We start from the raw sequence: 16,017 nt of genomic DNA, 5'->3' as shown, positions 1-16,017 counted from the left end.
GCTCACACCGTCCCCGGCGGCGTCAGCGGAGGTTCGGGGTGCGCGGAGGTGACGGTCGCCGGTGTTCCGGCGAGCCCGGCGGTGATCGCGTCGACCACGGCGGCGACGACCTCGGGCCCATGCCCGGCCTGGTGCCAGAACCGAGCGGTGAAGGTCAGCCGGCCCGGTTCGGTGGCGGTGGTGAGCACCCGGACCGGCTCTCGCTTGTGCACGCCGTCGACGCTCGCGCACGCGTCCGCGATGCGCCCGCGGAATGCCTCCACCTCGGCGGGAGGCGCCGCCACCCGCACCTGGACCTCCGCCCGCCGGCCGCCGAGCTCCGACTCGTTCACGAACGGCTGGCCGATCACGTCGGCGTTCGGGATGTGCGCCACCCGGCCGTCCATCGTGCGGAGCACCACGGTCCGGCTGTTGAGCTCCCGGACGATGCCGGTGAACCCCGAGATCTCCACCACGTCGCCGACATGGAACGGCCGCCTGGTCTGCAGGACGACTCCGGCCGCGAAGTTCTCCGAGATGCCGCGCAGCGCCAGCACGGCCACGACGGCGACGATGACCGCGATCGCGAGAACCGGCTGGATGGGCGCGCCGAGGAACGCGATCGCGATGCCGACACCGAGCAGGATGACGACGAGCCGGGAGATCCGCGCGACCCGACGGATGAGGTCGGGCGAGAGCCCGCCGATGCGGCCCAGGAGTTTCTGTACGCCGCGGTAGGCGGCGATGCCGAGCAGCACTCCCGCGACGACCGACGCGAGCGCGAACCCCACATCCCACGGGTCGAGCCCGGCGAAGAAGCCGACCGCGTCGGACGGGCTCGCCGCGTCGACCACCAGGCACCTCCTCGTCGCGCCTCGACGGGTGTCCCACCGCACCGGGCGACCCGAGCGCCATCGGCGGCGAGGCTACCGGGGCCGGTCCGCTCGCGTCTAGCGGCGGCCTGGCGCCATCACCCCGGCGAGCAGCAGGTCCATCAGGCGCCCGGCCTGCTCGCGCTGGTCGGCGTCGGGGCAGGTGACGCAGATGCCGACGAGCGCCACCACCACGTCCTCGCCGCGGACGTCCGGCCGGAGGTCCCCGCTCTCGATCCCCGCGTCCACCAGCACTTGCGCGGCCTCCGTCAGGCGCGCCCGGGACGTGCCAGCGGTCACGGCGCCGCCGCGGACGAGCGACCAGACGGCGTCGCCCATCGCGCGCTTCATGTCGAAGCGGCGGGCGAACCGGTCCATCCACTGCCGGAGCGCGTCGGCGGGTGCGTCGGTCCGCAGCAGCTCGGAGGCGGCGACGGCCACCTGCTCCAGCTCGTCCTCGTAGACGGCCGCGGCGAGCGCCTCCCGGTTCGGGAAGTGCCGGTACAGGGTGCCGACGCCGACGCCGGCGGCACGGGCGACCTGCTCGGGACCGGCCTCGCCGGACTCCTCGTAGAGCCGCCGGGCGGCCTCCAGGATCTTCGCCCGATTGCGGGCGGCGTCGGCGCGCAGCGCGGGCTTTCCGCTCGCGGATGTTGACAACCGGAACACCTTCCGTTTAGCTGGAACCACGAAACGGAACGAATTCCGCTTCGTCCGATTCTCGCACAATGGAGGTCGACATGACCGATTTCACCCGCCTCGCCGGAAAGCCGGTCCGCCGCGTCGGCTACGGCGCCATGCAGCTCGGGGACGTACACCGCCTGTCGATGACGCACGCGGACGCCGTCGCCTTCCTGCGCGACGTCCTCGATCGGGGCGTGAACCACATCGACACCGCGGAGTTCTACGCCGATGGAGCGATCAACCGGGCCATCGGCGACGCGATCCGGGACCGCGCACAGGATGTCGTGGTCGCGACCAAGATCGGCGCCGTGCACGACCCCGAGGTCCGGCTGCGGCCGGCGCAGAAGCCGGACGAGCTGCGGCGCAGCGTCGAGACCAACCTGCAGCAGCTCGGACTCGACCGCATCGACCTCGTCTACCTCCGACGCGCGGACGTCGCACCCGGCATCGTGGCCACCGGCGACCAGGTCGTCCCCCTCGACGACCAGCTGTCCGAGCTCTCGGCACTCAGGGACGAGGGCAAGCTCGCCGCGATCGGCCTCAGCCACGTGAGCCGGGACCAGGTGCGCGCCGCGATCCCGATCGGTATCGCCGCCGTGCAGAACGCGCACAGCCTCGTCGACGCCTCCAGCGAGCCGGTGCTCGACCTCGTCCGTGCCGAGTCGATCGCCTGGGCGCCGTACTTCCCACTCGGCGGCGCCTTCCCCGGGATGCCGAAGGTCACCGAGCAGGACGCCGTGATCGCCGCGGCGTCCGAGCTGGGCGTGACGCCCTCTCAGCTCGGACTCGCCTGGCTTCTCGCGCGGTACGAGCGCACGCTGCTCATCCCCGGGACGAAGAACGCCGCCCACCTCGCCGAGAACATCGCGGCGGGAGAGCTGGTGCTTCCACCCGAGGTCATGGATGCACTGCGGCCCGTCGCGGAGGCAGCCGCCGCTAGCTGAGGCCGCCGGCTCGCGGCGCGAGCACCGTCCGGCACCAGGTGCGGGCGTCGATCCTCCCGGTCTCGGCCCTGGCCCAGTCCGCGTCGTAGATGCCGTCGACCTGCGCCGCGAACATCTCGGTGGTGTCGCGGACGGCCTGCTCGCCGGCGCCGCCCGCACGCATCGCGGACGCCAGCTGGTCGATCGTCATGGGGCGGTATGCGACGGGACGGTGCAGCTCCTCGCTCATCACGGTGGCCAGCTCCTCCAGCGTGAGCCGATCCGGGCCGAAGAGCGGCACATCCTGTCGACCGGACCAGTCGCGGGCGGCGAGCAGGCCGGCGGCGCGCGCGGCGATGTCGTCGGTGGCGATCGTGGCGAACGGCCGGTCGCCGGGCGCGGCCAGGGAGAAGAAGCCCTGGTCGCGGATCGCGTCCAGCTGCCCGAGCAGGTTCTCCAGGTAGAACGGCAGCGACAGTGCACGGTAGGCAGCGCCCGATGCCGCGAGCCGCTCGTCCATGGCGAAGGCCGCGGACAGCACACCGGCATCCCCGGCCCAGCCGTGCCCCGCGCTCGTGACCCCAACCACGTGACCGACCCCATTCCGGCGGATCGCGTCGACGGCCGGCTCCGTGAAGTCGAGGTAGTACGCCCGCGCGCCGGCGGCGGAGCGGCCGGGTGGGACCAGCCAGAAGAGCGCGTCGGCACCGGCGAGTGCGGCGTCGAGAACGGCGGGGTCTGCGTGGCTGCCGGCCACGACCTCGACGCGCTCTCGGACCCGCTCGTCCAGAGCCTCGGGACGCCGGGCGACCACGCGCAGGCTCTCGCCGCGCTCGAGGAGCTCGCGCACGAGGCTCGCGCCGATCTGGCCGGTGGGGGTGGTGATGACGATCACGTGGATCCTCTTTCTAATCGGAACCGGAATTCCGCTTCACCATAACACCCGCATCCCCGCCCGTGTCAACTACACTCGGATGCCATGACGTCTCCGGCCCGCCCCCTCCGCGCCGACGCGCGCCGCAACCGGGAGGCGTTGCTGACCGCCGCGGGCGACCTGCTCGGCGAGCGCGGGGACGACGTCCAGATCGAGGAGATCGCGGCGCGCGCCGGAGTCGGGGTCGGGACGCTGTACCGGCACTTCGCCGACAAGGACGCGCTGGTCGCGGCGATCGTCGGTCGCCGGTTCGCCGCGGCGACCGACCTCGCCCGCGCCGCGGAGGAGCTGCCGGACGCCGACGCGGCCTTCACCGCGCTGCTCGACGGCTACCTGGAGTCGGTCGCGGGCGACTCCGCGTTCCGCCGGGCGCTGCTCGGCCCGGAGGAGCCGCGATGGGAGGCGATCTCGGCCGAGAAGACGGCGTTCCGCGAGGTGGTGTCACGGATCGTCGAACGCGCCGTGCGAGAGTCTGTGCTGCGCGAGGACTTCGGAGCCGACGACTTCATCCTCGTCACCCGCGGCGCCATGGCGAACATGGGGGAAAACGAGGACTGGCGCCGCCACGTGCGGCTCCAACTGGAGGGCGTGCGGCCGCGACCCTCAGCTCCCGCGCCCTCGGCCTGACGCACCGCGCTACGAGCCCGCGCTCACGCCCGGTTGTGCAGCGTGACGTGGTACCCGTCCGGGTCGGCGAAGGTGAAGGTGCGGCCGAACGGGCCGTCGATCGGCGCGGAGACGATGCGGTGGCCGTCGGCGGCGAGCGCGTCATGGATGGCCTGGACGTCGGTCGCGTGCAACCAGATCGCCGCACCGATGCCGGGCTGCGGAACCGCGTCGAGGTCGGTGCCGGGAACGAGGTCGCGGAGTGCGAACGCGATCGGCGCTGTGTCGAAGACGACGGCGTGCGGCGGGCCGGCCGGGGAGCGGACGAGGCCGAGATAGCGCTCGTAGAAGACCTGCGAGGCGGCGAGGTCGCGCGTCTGCAGGGAGAGGAAGTCGGGTCCGGTGGCGGACATGGGATGCTCCTTCGTTACGTGTCAGTTTTCTGACATGGCTCAGCGTATGTCAGAATACTGACATGAGTCAAGGCGACGACAGCATCCACCTCGAGACGTCGTTGGGCTACGTACTGAAGGAGGCGTCCAGCGCGCTGCGGGCGGCGATGGAGGAGGTGCTGCGGCCGCTCGGGATGAGCGTGACCCACTACTCCTGCCTCGAACTGCTCGCCCAGCGCCCGGGCCTGTCCAACTCGGAGCTCGCCCGCGGCACGTTCGTCACGCGCCAGACGATGAACGTGCTGCTTCAGGCGCTGGAGCGCGACGGCTTCGTCACCCGGGCGACGGAGGCGCCCGTCGGCAAGGCGCTCCCCACCCGGCTGACCGCGAGCGGCCGCCGGAGCCTGGAGGCGGCGAGCGCCGCGGTCCGCTCGGTGGAGCGGCGGATGCTCGCCGGGATGTCCGAGTCCGAGCAGTCGGCGGCGTTCCAGGCGTTGCAGAGCATGGTCCGCGCGCTCCGCGACGCCGGTTCCGCGTAGCCGGAACGCCGGGTCTATCGCTCCCGTGAGCGCGGTGGGATACTTCCCGCCATGGGCGGACTCCGCACAAGAAGCCTCGTCGCAGCCCTCGCCGCCATCGCGGTGGGGGCCGTTCTCGCGGTGACCGGCCCGCTCGCGCCCGCGCAGGCGTCCTTCGCGTCGCAGTGCGCGACCCCGACCAGGACCCTCGACGCCTCCGCGCCCTCCGTCTCCGTCGCCGCGGGCGAGACCGTGCTCCTCGCCTCCGGCAGCTTCGGCGGCGGGATCGATGCCCTGCCATCCGGGGCGACCCTCTGCGTCGCCTCGGGCGCCTCGCTTCAGCCGGCCTACATGAACAACGCGGCCGGCTCGGTCGTGATAGCCGCCGGTGGCAACGCGGCCTTCCCGTCGGTGTCCGTCGGCACCGGATTCGCGCTCGGGGTGGAGGGGACGGCGACGTTCGCGGGTCTCAACGTGAACGGCGCATCCATGTTCACGATCGCGGCCGGGGGCGCTCTGACCGTCAGCGGTGGCTTCTCCCCCTCCTCCGGCACCTTCGACAGCGCCGGCACCCTCACCATCGACGGCGCCTTCAACGAGAACTCCGGCGCCAGCCTCAAGAACACCGGCGTCACCACCGTGAACGGCGCCGCCACCTTCAACGGCCTCCTGCAGAACACCGGGACCGTGGAGGTCGCCGGCCCGCTGACCATCAACGGCGGCGCGGCCTTCGCGAACTCCTGCCGGGTGCGGACCGGCGGCGCGCTCGCGAACAACGCCACCGGCTCGACCAACTCCGGCATCGTGATCGCCTCCGGCGTCTTCACCAACAACGGCAGCTGGCAGCAGTCGGTCGAGGCCGCGCTCGCCGCGACCGGGCTCGCCGATGACGGCACCGTCTCGGGATTCGGCGGCTACCGGTTCACCGGAGCCACCAGCGTGCAGGGCAGGTTCACGGGGGACTCGGCGGGCTCACCGATCCAGGTCGTGACCCAGGCCCCCGCCGGCAGCATCTTCGACGTGCAGACCGGTACGGTGGCGAACGTGGTGCGCGTCACCGGCCTGCCGCCCGGCGACTTCGAGACACCCCGGCCGGGATGCGCCGATGAACCGATCCCGTTCGCGGACGTCTCCGTGACGAAGACGGGACCGGCGACCGTGCTCGAGAGCGGCAACGTCGCCTACACCCTGACGATCGCCAACGCGGGCCCGGACGACGCCGCAGGCGTGGTCGCGACCGACCGGCTGCCCGCGGAGGCGACCGGCGTGGTCGACGCCGGCGGCGGCACCGTGACGGGCGGGACGGTGACGTGGGACATCGGCGCGCTTGCCGTCGGCGCATCGACCACGCGCACGCTCACCGTGAGCCAGGCCGCTGCCGTCGGGACCGTGCTCCACGACACCGCGAGCTCCACCGCGACAACGCAGGACCCGAACCCGGCGGACAACGACGGCAGCAGCCCGGACAGCCAGGCGGACACCACGGTCGTCGCAACACCGCCACCGGCGAACAACCCGCCGAACGCGTTCCCCGCCATCCAGCCCGGCTTCACGAACGTCGCGCTCTTCGGCCGCGTCACCGCCGCCGACCCGGATGCGGGCCAGACGCTCACCTACACGATCTCGACCCGGCCGGCGCACGGCAGGGCCGTGATCGCACCGGGCGGCGTCTTCGTGTACCGGTCGGACGTCGACTTCACCGGCGACGACACCTTCGAGTACACCGTCTGCGACGACGGCTCACCGGTCCTCTGCGCCACCTCCTCCGTGTTCCTTCCGATCCGGCCGACCGCCGCCGACGACACCGCGCAGGCCTTCGCGGACACGCCCGTCGTGATCCCGGTGGCGGCGAACGACTCCCTCGGCGCGGAGACCGAACCCGCCCTCGTCACGGCACCGGCCCACGGATCGGTCACGGTCGACGCCGCGACCGGAAGCATCACCTACACGCCCGACGCCGGTTACACCGGCACGGATTCGTTCGTGTATCAGCGCTGCTCTCCGACGGACACCGCCCTCTGCGCCACGGCCACCGTCACTGTGGACGTCGTTCCCGCAGGCCACCCGCCCGTCGTCCAGCCTCTGCACCTGACCACCGTGACCGGCACCCCGGTCACTGGAACGATCGTCGCCTCGGACCCCGATGTCGGGCAGACCCTGACCTACATCCCGGGCGAGCCTCCGCGCTCCGGCACGGCGGCCGTGAACGGAGCGGAGACGACCTACAGCCCTCGTCGGGGCTTCACTGGCACCGAGACGTACCCGGTCATCGTCTGCGACAACGGCGACCCGAGTCTCTGCGCGACGGCGATGGTCACCGTGGATGTATACCCGATCGCGAACCCGGACACCGCGACCACCCCGGCCGAGACCGCCGTGACCATCCCCGTGAAGGACAACGACCTCGGCGCCGCCTCGGCTCCCTTCGTCGCGACTGCCCCGGGCCACGGCACCGCGAGCATCGACGGCGCGTCGATCGTCTACACACCGGCTCCCGGCTTCAGCGGGACGGACACCTTCACCTACACGATCTGCTCCGTGCTGAACCCGGACCTGTGCGCGACCACCACCGTCACGGTCACGGTGATCGGCCCGACGATTCCCCCCGTGAACCCGCCGGACGGCGGAGGCGGTACGGGCGGCGCGGGTGACGGGTCCGGCGCCAGTGGCGCGGCGGCACCCGGCAGCGGCGGCGACCTCGCCTCGACCGGCTCGGGCGTCTCCACCTGGCTGCTCTGGGCATCGGCAGCCGGCATCGCGGCCGGAGCGCTCACCCTCCGCCTGCGGCGCCGTCCGCGGCGCGAGGACCGCTGACGCGGCTGCCCTCGCACGGAGCGACTGCGCGTGCTCGCGCAGGCGCAATCGTTACGTAACGCAGCTTGAGCGAGCAACTCCGGGAAAGCCGCAGCGATGTTCGACCGGAACCGGCGTAGCGTGTGCCGCGTGCACGAGAAACACGCTGCCGTCACGCACGAAGACGTGGACGATGAGACCCGCATCCCGCCGCGGGCGGACCGCCGCCGGCGCGTCATGTACGGTGCGGCCCTCGCCGCGCTCGGCGTGGTCTTCGGCGACATCGGCACCAGCCCTCTGTACGCCCTGAAGACCGTCTTCCTGCTCGACGGCGGAGCGGTGCGGGCGCAGCAGGACGACGTCTTCGGCGTGATCTCGCTCATCTTCTGGAGCGTCACGATCATCGTCTCGATCAAGTACATCGCGATCCTGATGCGGGCGGACAACGACGGGGAGGGCGGGGTCATGGCACTCGCCGCACTCGCGCAGCGCCTGTACGCCTCCAAGGCGGGCAAGGCCGGCACCCTCCTCGTGATCGGGATCGTCGGCGTCGCGCTCTTCTACGGGGATTCGATCATCACGCCCGCGATCAGCGTGCTGTCCGCCGTCGAGGGCCTGCACGTCACGGTCCCGGCGATCTCGCACCTGGTCATCCCGATCGCGGCGGTCATCCTGGTCGCCCTGTTCGCCGTTCAGCGGTTCGGCACCGGGCGGGTCGGCGTGCTGTTCGGCCCGGTCATGGTGCTGTGGTTCGTCGTGATCGCCGCGGCCGGCCTGGCGATGGTCGTCCAGCACCCCGAGGTGCTGCTCGGGCTCTCGCCGACCTTCGCCGTCGCGTTCATCATCGGGCACCCGTTCCTCTCGTTCATCGCCCTGGGGGCCGTGGTGCTCGTCATCACCGGCGCGGAGGCGCTCTACGCCGACATGGGCCACTTCGGCCGCTCGCCGATCCGGCGCGCCTGGTTCTTCCTGGTGTTCCCCGCGCTCGTGCTCAACTATCTGGGCCAGGCGGCGCTGGTGCTGAACGATCCGTCCGCCCGCGCCAACCCGTTCTTCCTGCTCATCCCCGAGTGGGGACGCCTCCCAGTCGTGATCCTCGCCACCGCGGCCACCGTGATCGCCAGTCAGGCGGTGATCTCCGGCGCCTACTCGCTGTCGCGGCAGGCGGTGCAGCTCGGCCTGCTGCCTCCGCTGAAGATCCAGCAGACCTCGCTGCGGGAGGGCGGCCAGATCTACATGCCGGCGGTCACCATCCTGCTGTTCATCGGGGTCATGGCGGTGACGCTCTCGTTCGGCTCCTCCGACCGACTGTCGACCGCCTACGGCATCTCGGTGACCGGTGCGCTGGTCGTCGACACGGTGCTGCTCCTGCTGGTCGCGCGCCCGCTCTGGCACTGGGCGCCGTGGAAGCTCGTGCTCGCGGCGGTCGCGTTCGGCGGCCTGGAACTCGCGTTCCTGGCCGGCAACCTCTCCAAGATCATCAACGGAGGCTGGGTGCCGCTGCTGATCGCCGCCGTCGTCATCCTGGTCATGACGACCTGGCGCCGCGGCCGGCAGCTTGTTCAGGCGGACCGCAAACGCAAGGAGGGGTCGCTCGCCGACTTCGTGGAGGAGGTGCGCAGGATGCGCCTTCCGCGCGTGCCGGGGATCGCGATCTTCCCGCACCCGAGCAAGGAGACGGTGCCGCTGGCCCTGCGGGCGAACGTCAAGCACAACCACGTGCTGCACGAGCACGTCATCATCGTCGCGGTCACCTTCGCGCAGGTGCCGCACGTGCCGCCCGAGGAGGCCTTCGACTACGACGCCCTCGGCTACACGGACGACGGGATCGAGTTCCTCGGCATCCGGTTCGGGTTCTCCGACGACCCGGACATCCCGCGCGCGCTGCGCGCCGCCGTGCGGGTGGGGGCGCTCCCGCTCGACTCCGCGAACTTCAAGAAGGCCTCGTACTTCATCTCCCGCGGTGCGATCCGGGTGACCCGCCGTCAGGGCATGGTGCCGTGGCGCCGAGGTCTGTTCGTGGCGCTCGCGCACAACGCCGCCGACCCGGCCGCCCGCTTCGGGCTCCCGGCCCTCCGCACCGTCACGATGGGCAGCGACGTCGAGATCTAGGCCGCGTGTCGATCATGCCGTGATCGCCCCGCTTCCGTCTGCGGAGGGCGTGGGATTCGAACCCACGAGACATTTCTGCCCACCAGTTTTCAAGACTGGCTCCATCGGCCGCTCGGACAGCCCTCCCGGCGCCGCGCGCGGCGTCGGGAGCGAGTCTAGCGAACCTCAGGCGACCGGCCGTCGGCCGGTGAGGAACCAGTTGGCGATGCCGGCGCCGAGAACGATCAGTGCCGAGGCGGGCGGCGCCAGCATGGCGGCCTGGGTGCCGAGGCTCTCGCCGAGCGCGCCGACCAGGGCGGACGCGGCCGACTGACCGACGATCACGGCCGAGCCGAGGATGGTCATCACCGTCGCGGAGCGCCCCAGCGGGCTGCGCTCGGCGCCGAAGCTGTACTGGGTCACGAGGGTCGGCCCGACGCCGATCCCGGCGACAAGCAGCACCATCAGCATCCCCGGCACGGTCGAGACCAGCGGCAGGGCGAGGGTGGACACGGTGAGGATGCCCGCGAACGTCAGCCAGCGGGCGCGCAGGCTGAATCGCAGCGGGAACCAGGCGACACCGAGCGCGAGGGCCGCGGACCCGACGCCCATCACGCCGTAGACGAGGCCGGCCTGCTCGGGATGCCCGAAGTCGGAGAGGAACGAGGTCAGCGCGGTCAGCATCGAGCCGAAGAACAGGCCCATCCCGAGCACCCCGACGGTGACCGCGACGAGCGAGGGACGCGCCAGCTCCCGCGCGGGCGCCTGACGGACCGGCATGCCGTCCACCGCGAGCGGGACAGCACGGCCGCTGGGATGCAGCGCGAACGCGGTCACGAACACGAGCGTCAGCACGGCCGCGCCGATGACCGGGGCGGCGGGATTCAGCGTGGTCGCCAGCAGGCCGACGATGAAGGGACCGAACACGAAGACGACCTCGTCGGCCGCGGACTCGTAGGCCATCGTCCCGTTCAGCACGGACGCGTGACGGTCGCCCGGGAGGCGGTCGGCGATGATGCCGACCAAGCGGCTCCTGGACATGGGCGAGACCTGCGGTGCGGTCGCGCCGATAGCGAAGGCGACCAGCAGCACGAAGATGTCGGCGGCAGGGCTGAAGACGATGAGCGCCATGCCGAGCAGGGCCACGCTGTTCGCGATCGCCGTGATCAGCACCACCCTGCGCTGGCCGATCCGGTCGGCGGCGGCGCCGATCAGCGGGCCGAGGACCGCGGTGCCGAGGCCCACCATCGCGGAGGTCAGACCTCCGAGCGCGAGCTCGCCGCGGGCGGAGACGACGAGGGTCAGCACGCCGACGACCATCATGGCGTACGGCAGACGGGCGAGGAGCGCGACCGGGAAGTAGGAGAGTCCTGCCGCCTGGACGAGCGTGGCAGGCTGCTGCCGGCTCTCGGTTCTGGTCATGTGTCGGTTGGCTTTCTGTGCTTCGCGGTGGACCGCGGGCGTCGAGTGCCGCCTTAGTCCGCCGCCGCACAGGGCCGGCGCCAGGTAGATACACGTAGTTCAGTTGGTACAAGTCTGGGGCATGGCGGGATGTTCCCGCCATCCCCCGGGCCGCTCAGTCCTGGTAGGGCTTGGAGCAGGTGACCTGCGCGGCCGTCTGGCCGTGGACGTTGTCCGGAAGCTCGACGGAGCCGGAGCCGTTCCCGGAACCCGCGCCGGACGAGCCGCTCGTCGGCGCCTGGGTCGCAGGAGCCTGGGTCGCAGGGGCCTGCGTCGCCGGAGCCTGCGTGGCAGGGGCCTGGGTCGCCGGGGCCTGGGTGGGCTGCGACTTCGGGTCGGCCTCCGAGCCGACGCCGGTGTCACCGGTCAGGGTGACCGGCTGGTCGTTCTTGAGCGCCGTCATCAGCGTGTCTGCCGCATCCTCGGTCGGCACCACCCCGTCGCCCTCGTAGTGGTTCGGGTACTGCACGAACACGACCTTGCTCACGTCGATGTTCTTCAGCGCCACCGCCATCGAGGCGATCGTCGTCACGTTGTTCAGGCTCTCCGACAGCTCGATGTTGCTGGTGGCCGCCTTGGCGATCCCGAAGATCTTCGCCGGGTTCGCCAGGGTGTCGGCGCTCTTGATCGTGCGCACCAGCGAGGAGAGGAACACCTGCTGGTTGCTGATGCGGCCGAGGTCGGAGCCGTCACCGACGCCGTGCCGGGTGCGGAGGAAGGCGAGCGCCTGCGAGCCCTGCAGCGTGTTCTCGCCGGCCTTCACATCCAGGCCCGTGTACGGGTCAGTGATGTCACCGGCCACACAGACCGGGACACCGCCGACCGCGTTCGACATCTCGATCACGCCGTCGAACTCGATCACACCCGCGTACGGGATGTCGAGCCCGGTCAGCTTCTGCACCGTCAGCACCGTGCAGGCGAGGCCGCCGTAACTGAGCGAGTTGTTGATCTTCTGCCGGCTCATCGCGTCGAAGCTGCCGCCCTTGGGGTCGGGGCAGGACGGGATGGAGACGTACATGTCGCGCGGGAAGCTGATCACCGTCGCGTTCTTGTGGTCCGAGGAGACGTGCAGCAGCATCGTCACGTCGTTGAGATTCTCCCCGCGATCGCCGTACGCCGCGTTCCCGCCACCGCTGTCCGACCCGGCGAGGAGCACGTTGAACGCGCCGTTCATGGCCCCGACCTTGGGGACGACGGTCTTGCCCTTCGCATCCACCAGCTTGACGGACGGCTTGAGGCTGCTCGCCACGTCGTACGCCGCGTACGCGGCGACGCCGGCGCCGCTGATGCCGACGACGGCAACGGCGGCGACCAGGAACATCGCGAGGGTCTTGAACGGGTGGTGCCGCTTGAGGCGGCCGTGCCTGGCGACGGAAGGTCCAGCGGACTTCTCCTTCGCACGCGCCTGGGCGCGGGTGGGCATCTCGTTCATTCACTCCCCTTCACGCGCGATGCTCGGACCGGTGCGCAGGAGAATGCACACCGTCTATCAGTTTGACACACCCGGCTGGCAAAGGTCTGGACGAGAGAAGTCCTGGTCAGAGCGTGTTGAGCACCTGGGCGAGACCATCCTCGACGACCGTCCCCGTCACCTCCGACGCGATCGCCTTGACCTCATCGGGCGCCTGGCCCATCGCAACGCCCCTGCCGTCGGCGGCCGCCCACTGCAGCAGCTCCAGGTCGTTGCGGCCGTCGCCCACCGCCACCAGAGCCGCGGTGGGGATGTCGAGGGCGTGGCGCACACGCTCCATCGCCGTCGCCTTGCTGACGCCGTCCGGCGAGATGTCCAGCCATGCCGTCCAGCCGATCGAGTAGCTGACCCGCTGCAGGCCCATCCGCTCGACGATCGCGAGGAACTCCTCCTCGTCGTGCTGCGGCGAGACCACGACGACGCGGGTCGCGGGATGCTCGGTCAGCTCCTCGAAGCTCACCTGCTCGGCGTTGATCAGCTCCCAGTCGGTCATGCCCTCGGTGTAGCGGCGGAACCCGGTCGGGTCCTCCACCATGAAGCTCCCGGAGGGCAGGTGCGGCCGGATGGTGCGCAGCACCTCGGTCGGGTCGAACGTCTCGATGAACTCGCGCCGGTAACCACCTTCGACGGTGTCATCCCGCCGCATCGTCAGCGCTCCGTTTGCGCAGACGACGAACTCGCTGGTCAGCCCGAACTTCTCGTGGATGGGCCGCGCGGTCTCCCAGCTGCGCCCGGTGGCGAGCATGACCTCGTGGCCGGCGTCGCGCACCCGGGCGACGGCGGCGAGCACGGCATCGCCGACGGACTCATCCTCGTGGATGAGCGTCCCGTCGACGTCGAGCGCGATGAGCAGCCGGTCGCTCACCGGGCGACCGGCTCCAGCACCTCGAGGCCGCCGAGGTAGGGCCGGAGCGCCTCCGGCACCAGCACCGACCCGTCCTCGCGCTGGTGGGTCTCGAGGATCGCGACCAGCCAGCGCGTCGTCGCGAGCGTGCCGTTGAGCGTGGCCACGGGAGCGGTCTTGCCGCTCTCGGTCCGGTGCCGGATCTCCAGCCGTCGCGCCTGGAACGTGGTGCAGTTCGAGGTGGACGTGAGCTCGCGGTAGCGGCCCTGGGTCGGGATCCACGCCTCCACGTCGAACTTGCGCGCGGCGCTCGAACCGAGGTCGCCCGCCGCCGTGTCGATGACGCGGTAGCTGAGGCCGAGCGCCTGCATCATCTCCTCCTGCCAGGCGAGGAGGCGCGCGTGCTCCGCCTCCGCCTGCTCGGGGAGGGTGTAGACGAACATCTCCAGCTTGGTGAACTGGTGCACCCGGATGATGCCGCGGGTGTCCTTGCCCGCCGAGCCGGCCTCCCGGCGGTAGCAGGTGGACCAGCCGGCGTAGCGCAGCGGCTCCGTCACGTCGAGGATCTCGTCGGCGTGGTACCCGGCGAGTGCGACCTCGCTCGTGCCGGTGAGGTAGAGGTCGTCGTTCTCGAGGTGGTAGACCTCGTCGGCATGCGCGCCGAGGAAGCCGGTGCCCTGCATCACCTCGGGCTTCACGAGCGTTGGGGTGATCATCGGGACGAAGCCGTTGTCGAGCGCCTTGTCCAGCGCCATGTTCATCAGCGCGATCTCGAGGCGGGCGCCGATGCCCCGGAGGAACGAGAAGCGCGCACCCGAGACCTTGGCGCCGCGCGGCATGTCGATCGCGCCGAGCAGCTCGCCGAGCTCCAGGTGGTCGCGCGGCTCGAAATCGAAGGAGGGGACATCGCCGACCTCCTTGAGGACCACGTAGTCGTCCTCGCCGCCGGAGGGGACGCCATCCACGATCGGGTTGCCGATGCGGCGCAGTACGGCGTCGAAGTGCGCCTCGGCGGTGTTGGCCGCCTGCTGAGCCTCCTTCACCCGCCCGGCGAGCGCCTGCGCCTGGGCGACGAGCTCCTTCTTCTGCTCCTTCGGGGCCTGGGCGACCTGCTTGCCGAACGCGTTCTGCTCGGCCCGCAGCTCCTCGAAGGCGGTGATCGCGGAGCGGCGCTCGAGGTCGGCCTGGATCGCCTCGTCCACGAGCTGCACGGAGTCGCCGCGCGCCTCCTGCGAACGACGGATGACATCGGGGTTCTCACGGAGCAGGACGGGATCGATCACGTCCCTTACCCTATCGCCGTCGGGTAGCGTGAAACCGTGGCTGATCGGGCGGGGGCGGACCGGACGGTCGTCGCCGTCGTCTACAACCCGGTCCGGATCGACGTGCCCCGCGTGCGCGCGGCGGTCGAGGCCGCGGCCGCCCGCGCCGGCGACGTCGAGCTGCTGTGGCTGGAGACCACTCCCGAGGAGGCCGGCCAGGCGCAGACGAGGCACGCCCTGGAGCGCGGGGCGGCGCTCGTGCTGGCGGCGGGAGGCGACGGGACCGTCCGCGCCGTCGCCGAGGCCATGCGCGACAGGGATGCGACGCTCGGCCTGCTGCCGTCGGGCACCGGAAATCTGCTGGCACGCAACATCGGCGTCCCGTTCGCGAGCGTCGAGGACGCGTGCGCGATCGCGTTCGACGGCGTCACCCGTCGCATCGACATCGGCGTCGCGAGCGCCGAGCGCGAGGACGGCTCCCGGACCGAGCACGCCTTCCTGGTGATGGCCGGCATCGGCATCGACGCGGAGATGATCGCCAACACCCGGCCGGAGCTGAAGCGCCGGTTCGGCTGGCTGGCGTACGTGGATGCGGGCTTCCGCTCGATCCCGAAGGCCCGCAAGCTCCGGGTGCGGTTTCGGCTGGAGGGCGGCCACGAGCGCTCGGCGCAGGTGAGCACCATCCTGTTCGCGAACTGCGGGGTGCTGCCGGGCAACATGGAGCTGATCCCCGACGGCTCGGTCGACGACGGCCTGCTCGACGTCGCCATCCTGCAGCCGGCCTCCGTGTTCGGCTGGCTGGCGATCTGGCGCAAGGTCACCTGGGAGAACCGGGTGCTGCGCAAGAGCGCGCTCGGCCGCCGGATCATCCGGTTCACCGACCGTGCCGTGCGGACGCAGCTGAGCTACCTGCGCGGGTCCTCCGTGCAGGTGCGTCTGGAGAAGCCGGAGCCGTTCGAGCTGGACGGGGACGCGTTCGGCGACGTCGTCGGCCTCGACCTGGCGGTCGACGAGCGCGGCCTGCGCGTGCGCGTCCCCGCCTGACGCGCGCCCGCTCGCGCATCGGACGACACGTGGGGATCCGGAACTCCGGAGGCTTGCGACGAGACGCGGCGCGAGCGACCGTTCCAACGGTGATCCCGGCGAGAAACCGCCGGAATCGCCGGAATTACGGACCCCGGACACAG

At 71.2% G+C, this 16,017-nt stretch carries 14 protein-coding genes and 1 tRNA gene; 6 read left to right on the top strand and 9 right to left on the bottom strand.

Annotated features, from left to right (window positions below):
- Positions 1–2: 2 nt before the first annotated feature.
- Together AAME72_RS08720 and AAME72_RS08715 are read right to left on the bottom strand one after the other, a co-directional pair.
- Complete coding sequence (locus AAME72_RS08720) at positions 3–833, bottom strand: mechanosensitive ion channel domain-containing protein (protein WP_348789848.1); 831 nt, start codon at positions 831–833, stop codon at positions 3–5.
- A 96-nt stretch (positions 834–929) separates the two neighbouring features.
- The gene (locus tag AAME72_RS08715; protein ID WP_348789847.1) at positions 930–1,511 is read right to left on the bottom strand and encodes a helix-turn-helix domain-containing protein; all 582 of its coding nucleotides are present in this window, start codon (positions 1,509–1,511) and stop codon (positions 930–932) included.
- 80 nt (positions 1,512–1,591) lie between these two features.
- Here AAME72_RS08715 and AAME72_RS08710 point away from each other — a divergent pair, with 80 nt between their 5' ends.
- Positions 1,592–2,479, top strand: a complete 888-nt coding sequence (locus AAME72_RS08710; protein WP_348789846.1) for an aldo/keto reductase — start codon at positions 1,592–1,594, stop codon at positions 2,477–2,479.
- Here the strand turns inward: AAME72_RS08710 and AAME72_RS08705 are convergent.
- Positions 2,472–3,353: an NAD(P)H-binding protein gene (locus tag AAME72_RS08705; RefSeq protein WP_348789845.1), complete on the bottom strand. Its 882-nt coding sequence runs from the start codon at positions 3,351–3,353 to the stop codon at positions 2,472–2,474. The genes AAME72_RS08710 and AAME72_RS08705 overlap by 8 nt on opposite strands.
- An 84-nt stretch (positions 3,354–3,437) precedes the next feature.
- Between AAME72_RS08705 and AAME72_RS08700 the strand changes: the two genes are divergently transcribed.
- Positions 3,438–4,019, top strand: coding sequence for a helix-turn-helix domain-containing protein (locus AAME72_RS08700; protein WP_348789844.1), 582 nt, complete (start codon positions 3,438–3,440; stop codon positions 4,017–4,019).
- Positions 4,020–4,042: 23 nt separating this feature from the next.
- Here AAME72_RS08700 and AAME72_RS08695 read toward each other — a convergent pair whose 3' ends face one another.
- On the bottom strand, positions 4,043–4,411 hold the full coding sequence (locus AAME72_RS08695; protein WP_348789843.1) for a VOC family protein: 369 nt from the start codon (positions 4,409–4,411) through the stop codon (positions 4,043–4,045).
- Between the two features lie 62 nt (positions 4,412–4,473).
- Between AAME72_RS08695 and AAME72_RS08690 the strand changes: the two genes are divergently transcribed.
- From AAME72_RS08690 to AAME72_RS08680, 3 genes are all read left to right on the top strand, one after another.
- On the top strand, positions 4,474–4,929 hold the full coding sequence (locus AAME72_RS08690) for a MarR family transcriptional regulator (protein ID WP_348789842.1): 456 nt from the start codon (positions 4,474–4,476) through the stop codon (positions 4,927–4,929).
- Between the two features lie 51 nt (positions 4,930–4,980).
- Positions 4,981–7,722 (top strand): Ig-like domain-containing protein, encoded by a 2,742-nt coding sequence (locus AAME72_RS08685; protein WP_348789841.1) that lies wholly within the window; start codon positions 4,981–4,983, stop codon positions 7,720–7,722.
- A gap of 129 nt (positions 7,723–7,851) precedes the next feature.
- Entirely contained in the window at positions 7,852–9,813 is a 1,962-nt protein-coding gene (locus tag AAME72_RS08680; RefSeq protein ID WP_348789840.1) for a potassium transporter Kup, read from the top strand.
- 41 nt (positions 9,814–9,854) lie between these two features.
- Here the strand turns inward: AAME72_RS08680 and AAME72_RS08675 are convergent.
- The 5 genes from AAME72_RS08675 to serS form a co-directional block, all read right to left on the bottom strand.
- Positions 9,855–9,939, bottom strand: a tRNA-Ser gene (locus AAME72_RS08675).
- A 39-nt stretch (positions 9,940–9,978) separates the two neighbouring features.
- Complete coding sequence (locus tag AAME72_RS08670; protein ID WP_348789839.1) at positions 9,979–11,214, bottom strand: MFS transporter; 1,236 nt, start codon at positions 11,212–11,214, stop codon at positions 9,979–9,981.
- 154 nt (positions 11,215–11,368) lie between these two features.
- Positions 11,369–12,685: an LCP family protein gene (locus AAME72_RS08665; RefSeq protein WP_348789838.1), complete on the bottom strand. Its 1,317-nt coding sequence runs from the start codon at positions 12,683–12,685 to the stop codon at positions 11,369–11,371.
- A gap of 106 nt (positions 12,686–12,791) precedes the next feature.
- Positions 12,792–13,589, bottom strand: coding sequence for an HAD family hydrolase (locus AAME72_RS08660; protein WP_348789837.1), 798 nt, complete (start codon positions 13,587–13,589; stop codon positions 12,792–12,794).
- Positions 13,586–14,851 carry a serine--tRNA ligase gene (gene serS, locus AAME72_RS08655; RefSeq protein ID WP_348789836.1) on the bottom strand — a complete coding sequence of 422 codons (1,266 nt, stop codon included), beginning with the start codon at positions 14,849–14,851 and terminating at the stop codon, positions 13,586–13,588. Before serS ends, AAME72_RS08660 begins: the two co-directional genes overlap by 4 nt.
- A gap of 36 nt (positions 14,852–14,887) precedes the next feature.
- Here serS and AAME72_RS08650 point away from each other — a divergent pair, with 36 nt between their 5' ends.
- Entirely contained in the window at positions 14,888–15,874 is a 987-nt protein-coding gene (locus tag AAME72_RS08650) for a diacylglycerol kinase family protein (RefSeq protein WP_348789835.1), read from the top strand.
- Positions 15,875–16,017: the final 143 nt, after the last annotated feature.

The organism is Leifsonia sp. NPDC080035, from assembly GCF_040050925.1.
Taxonomy (GTDB): Bacteria; Actinomycetota; Actinomycetes; order Actinomycetales; family Microbacteriaceae; genus Leifsonia.
Note: the sequence above shows the minus strand (reverse complement) of the source record. Positions and strands in the feature narration are given on the sequence as shown.

Excerpts from the sequence above, each read along its gene's own strand:
- AAME72_RS08710 (WP_348789846.1), top strand. The coding sequence starts at position 1,592 with ATGACCGATTTCACCCGCCTCGCCGGAAAGCCGGTCCGCCGCGTCGGC.
- AAME72_RS08700 (WP_348789844.1), top strand. The coding sequence starts at position 3,438 with ATGACGTCTCCGGCCCGCCCCCTCCGCGCCGACGCGCGCCGCAACCGG.
- AAME72_RS08695 (WP_348789843.1), bottom strand. The coding sequence starts at position 4,411 with ATGTCCGCCACCGGACCCGACTTCCTCTCCCTGCAGACGCGCGACCTC.
- AAME72_RS08690 (WP_348789842.1), top strand. The coding sequence starts at position 4,474 with ATGAGTCAAGGCGACGACAGCATCCACCTCGAGACGTCGTTGGGCTAC.
- AAME72_RS08685 (WP_348789841.1), top strand. The coding sequence starts at position 4,981 with ATGGGCGGACTCCGCACAAGAAGCCTCGTCGCAGCCCTCGCCGCCATC.
- AAME72_RS08670 (WP_348789839.1), bottom strand. The coding sequence starts at position 11,214 with ATGACCAGAACCGAGAGCCGGCAGCAGCCTGCCACGCTCGTCCAGGCG.
- AAME72_RS08665 (WP_348789838.1), bottom strand. The coding sequence starts at position 12,685 with ATGAACGAGATGCCCACCCGCGCCCAGGCGCGTGCGAAGGAGAAGTCC.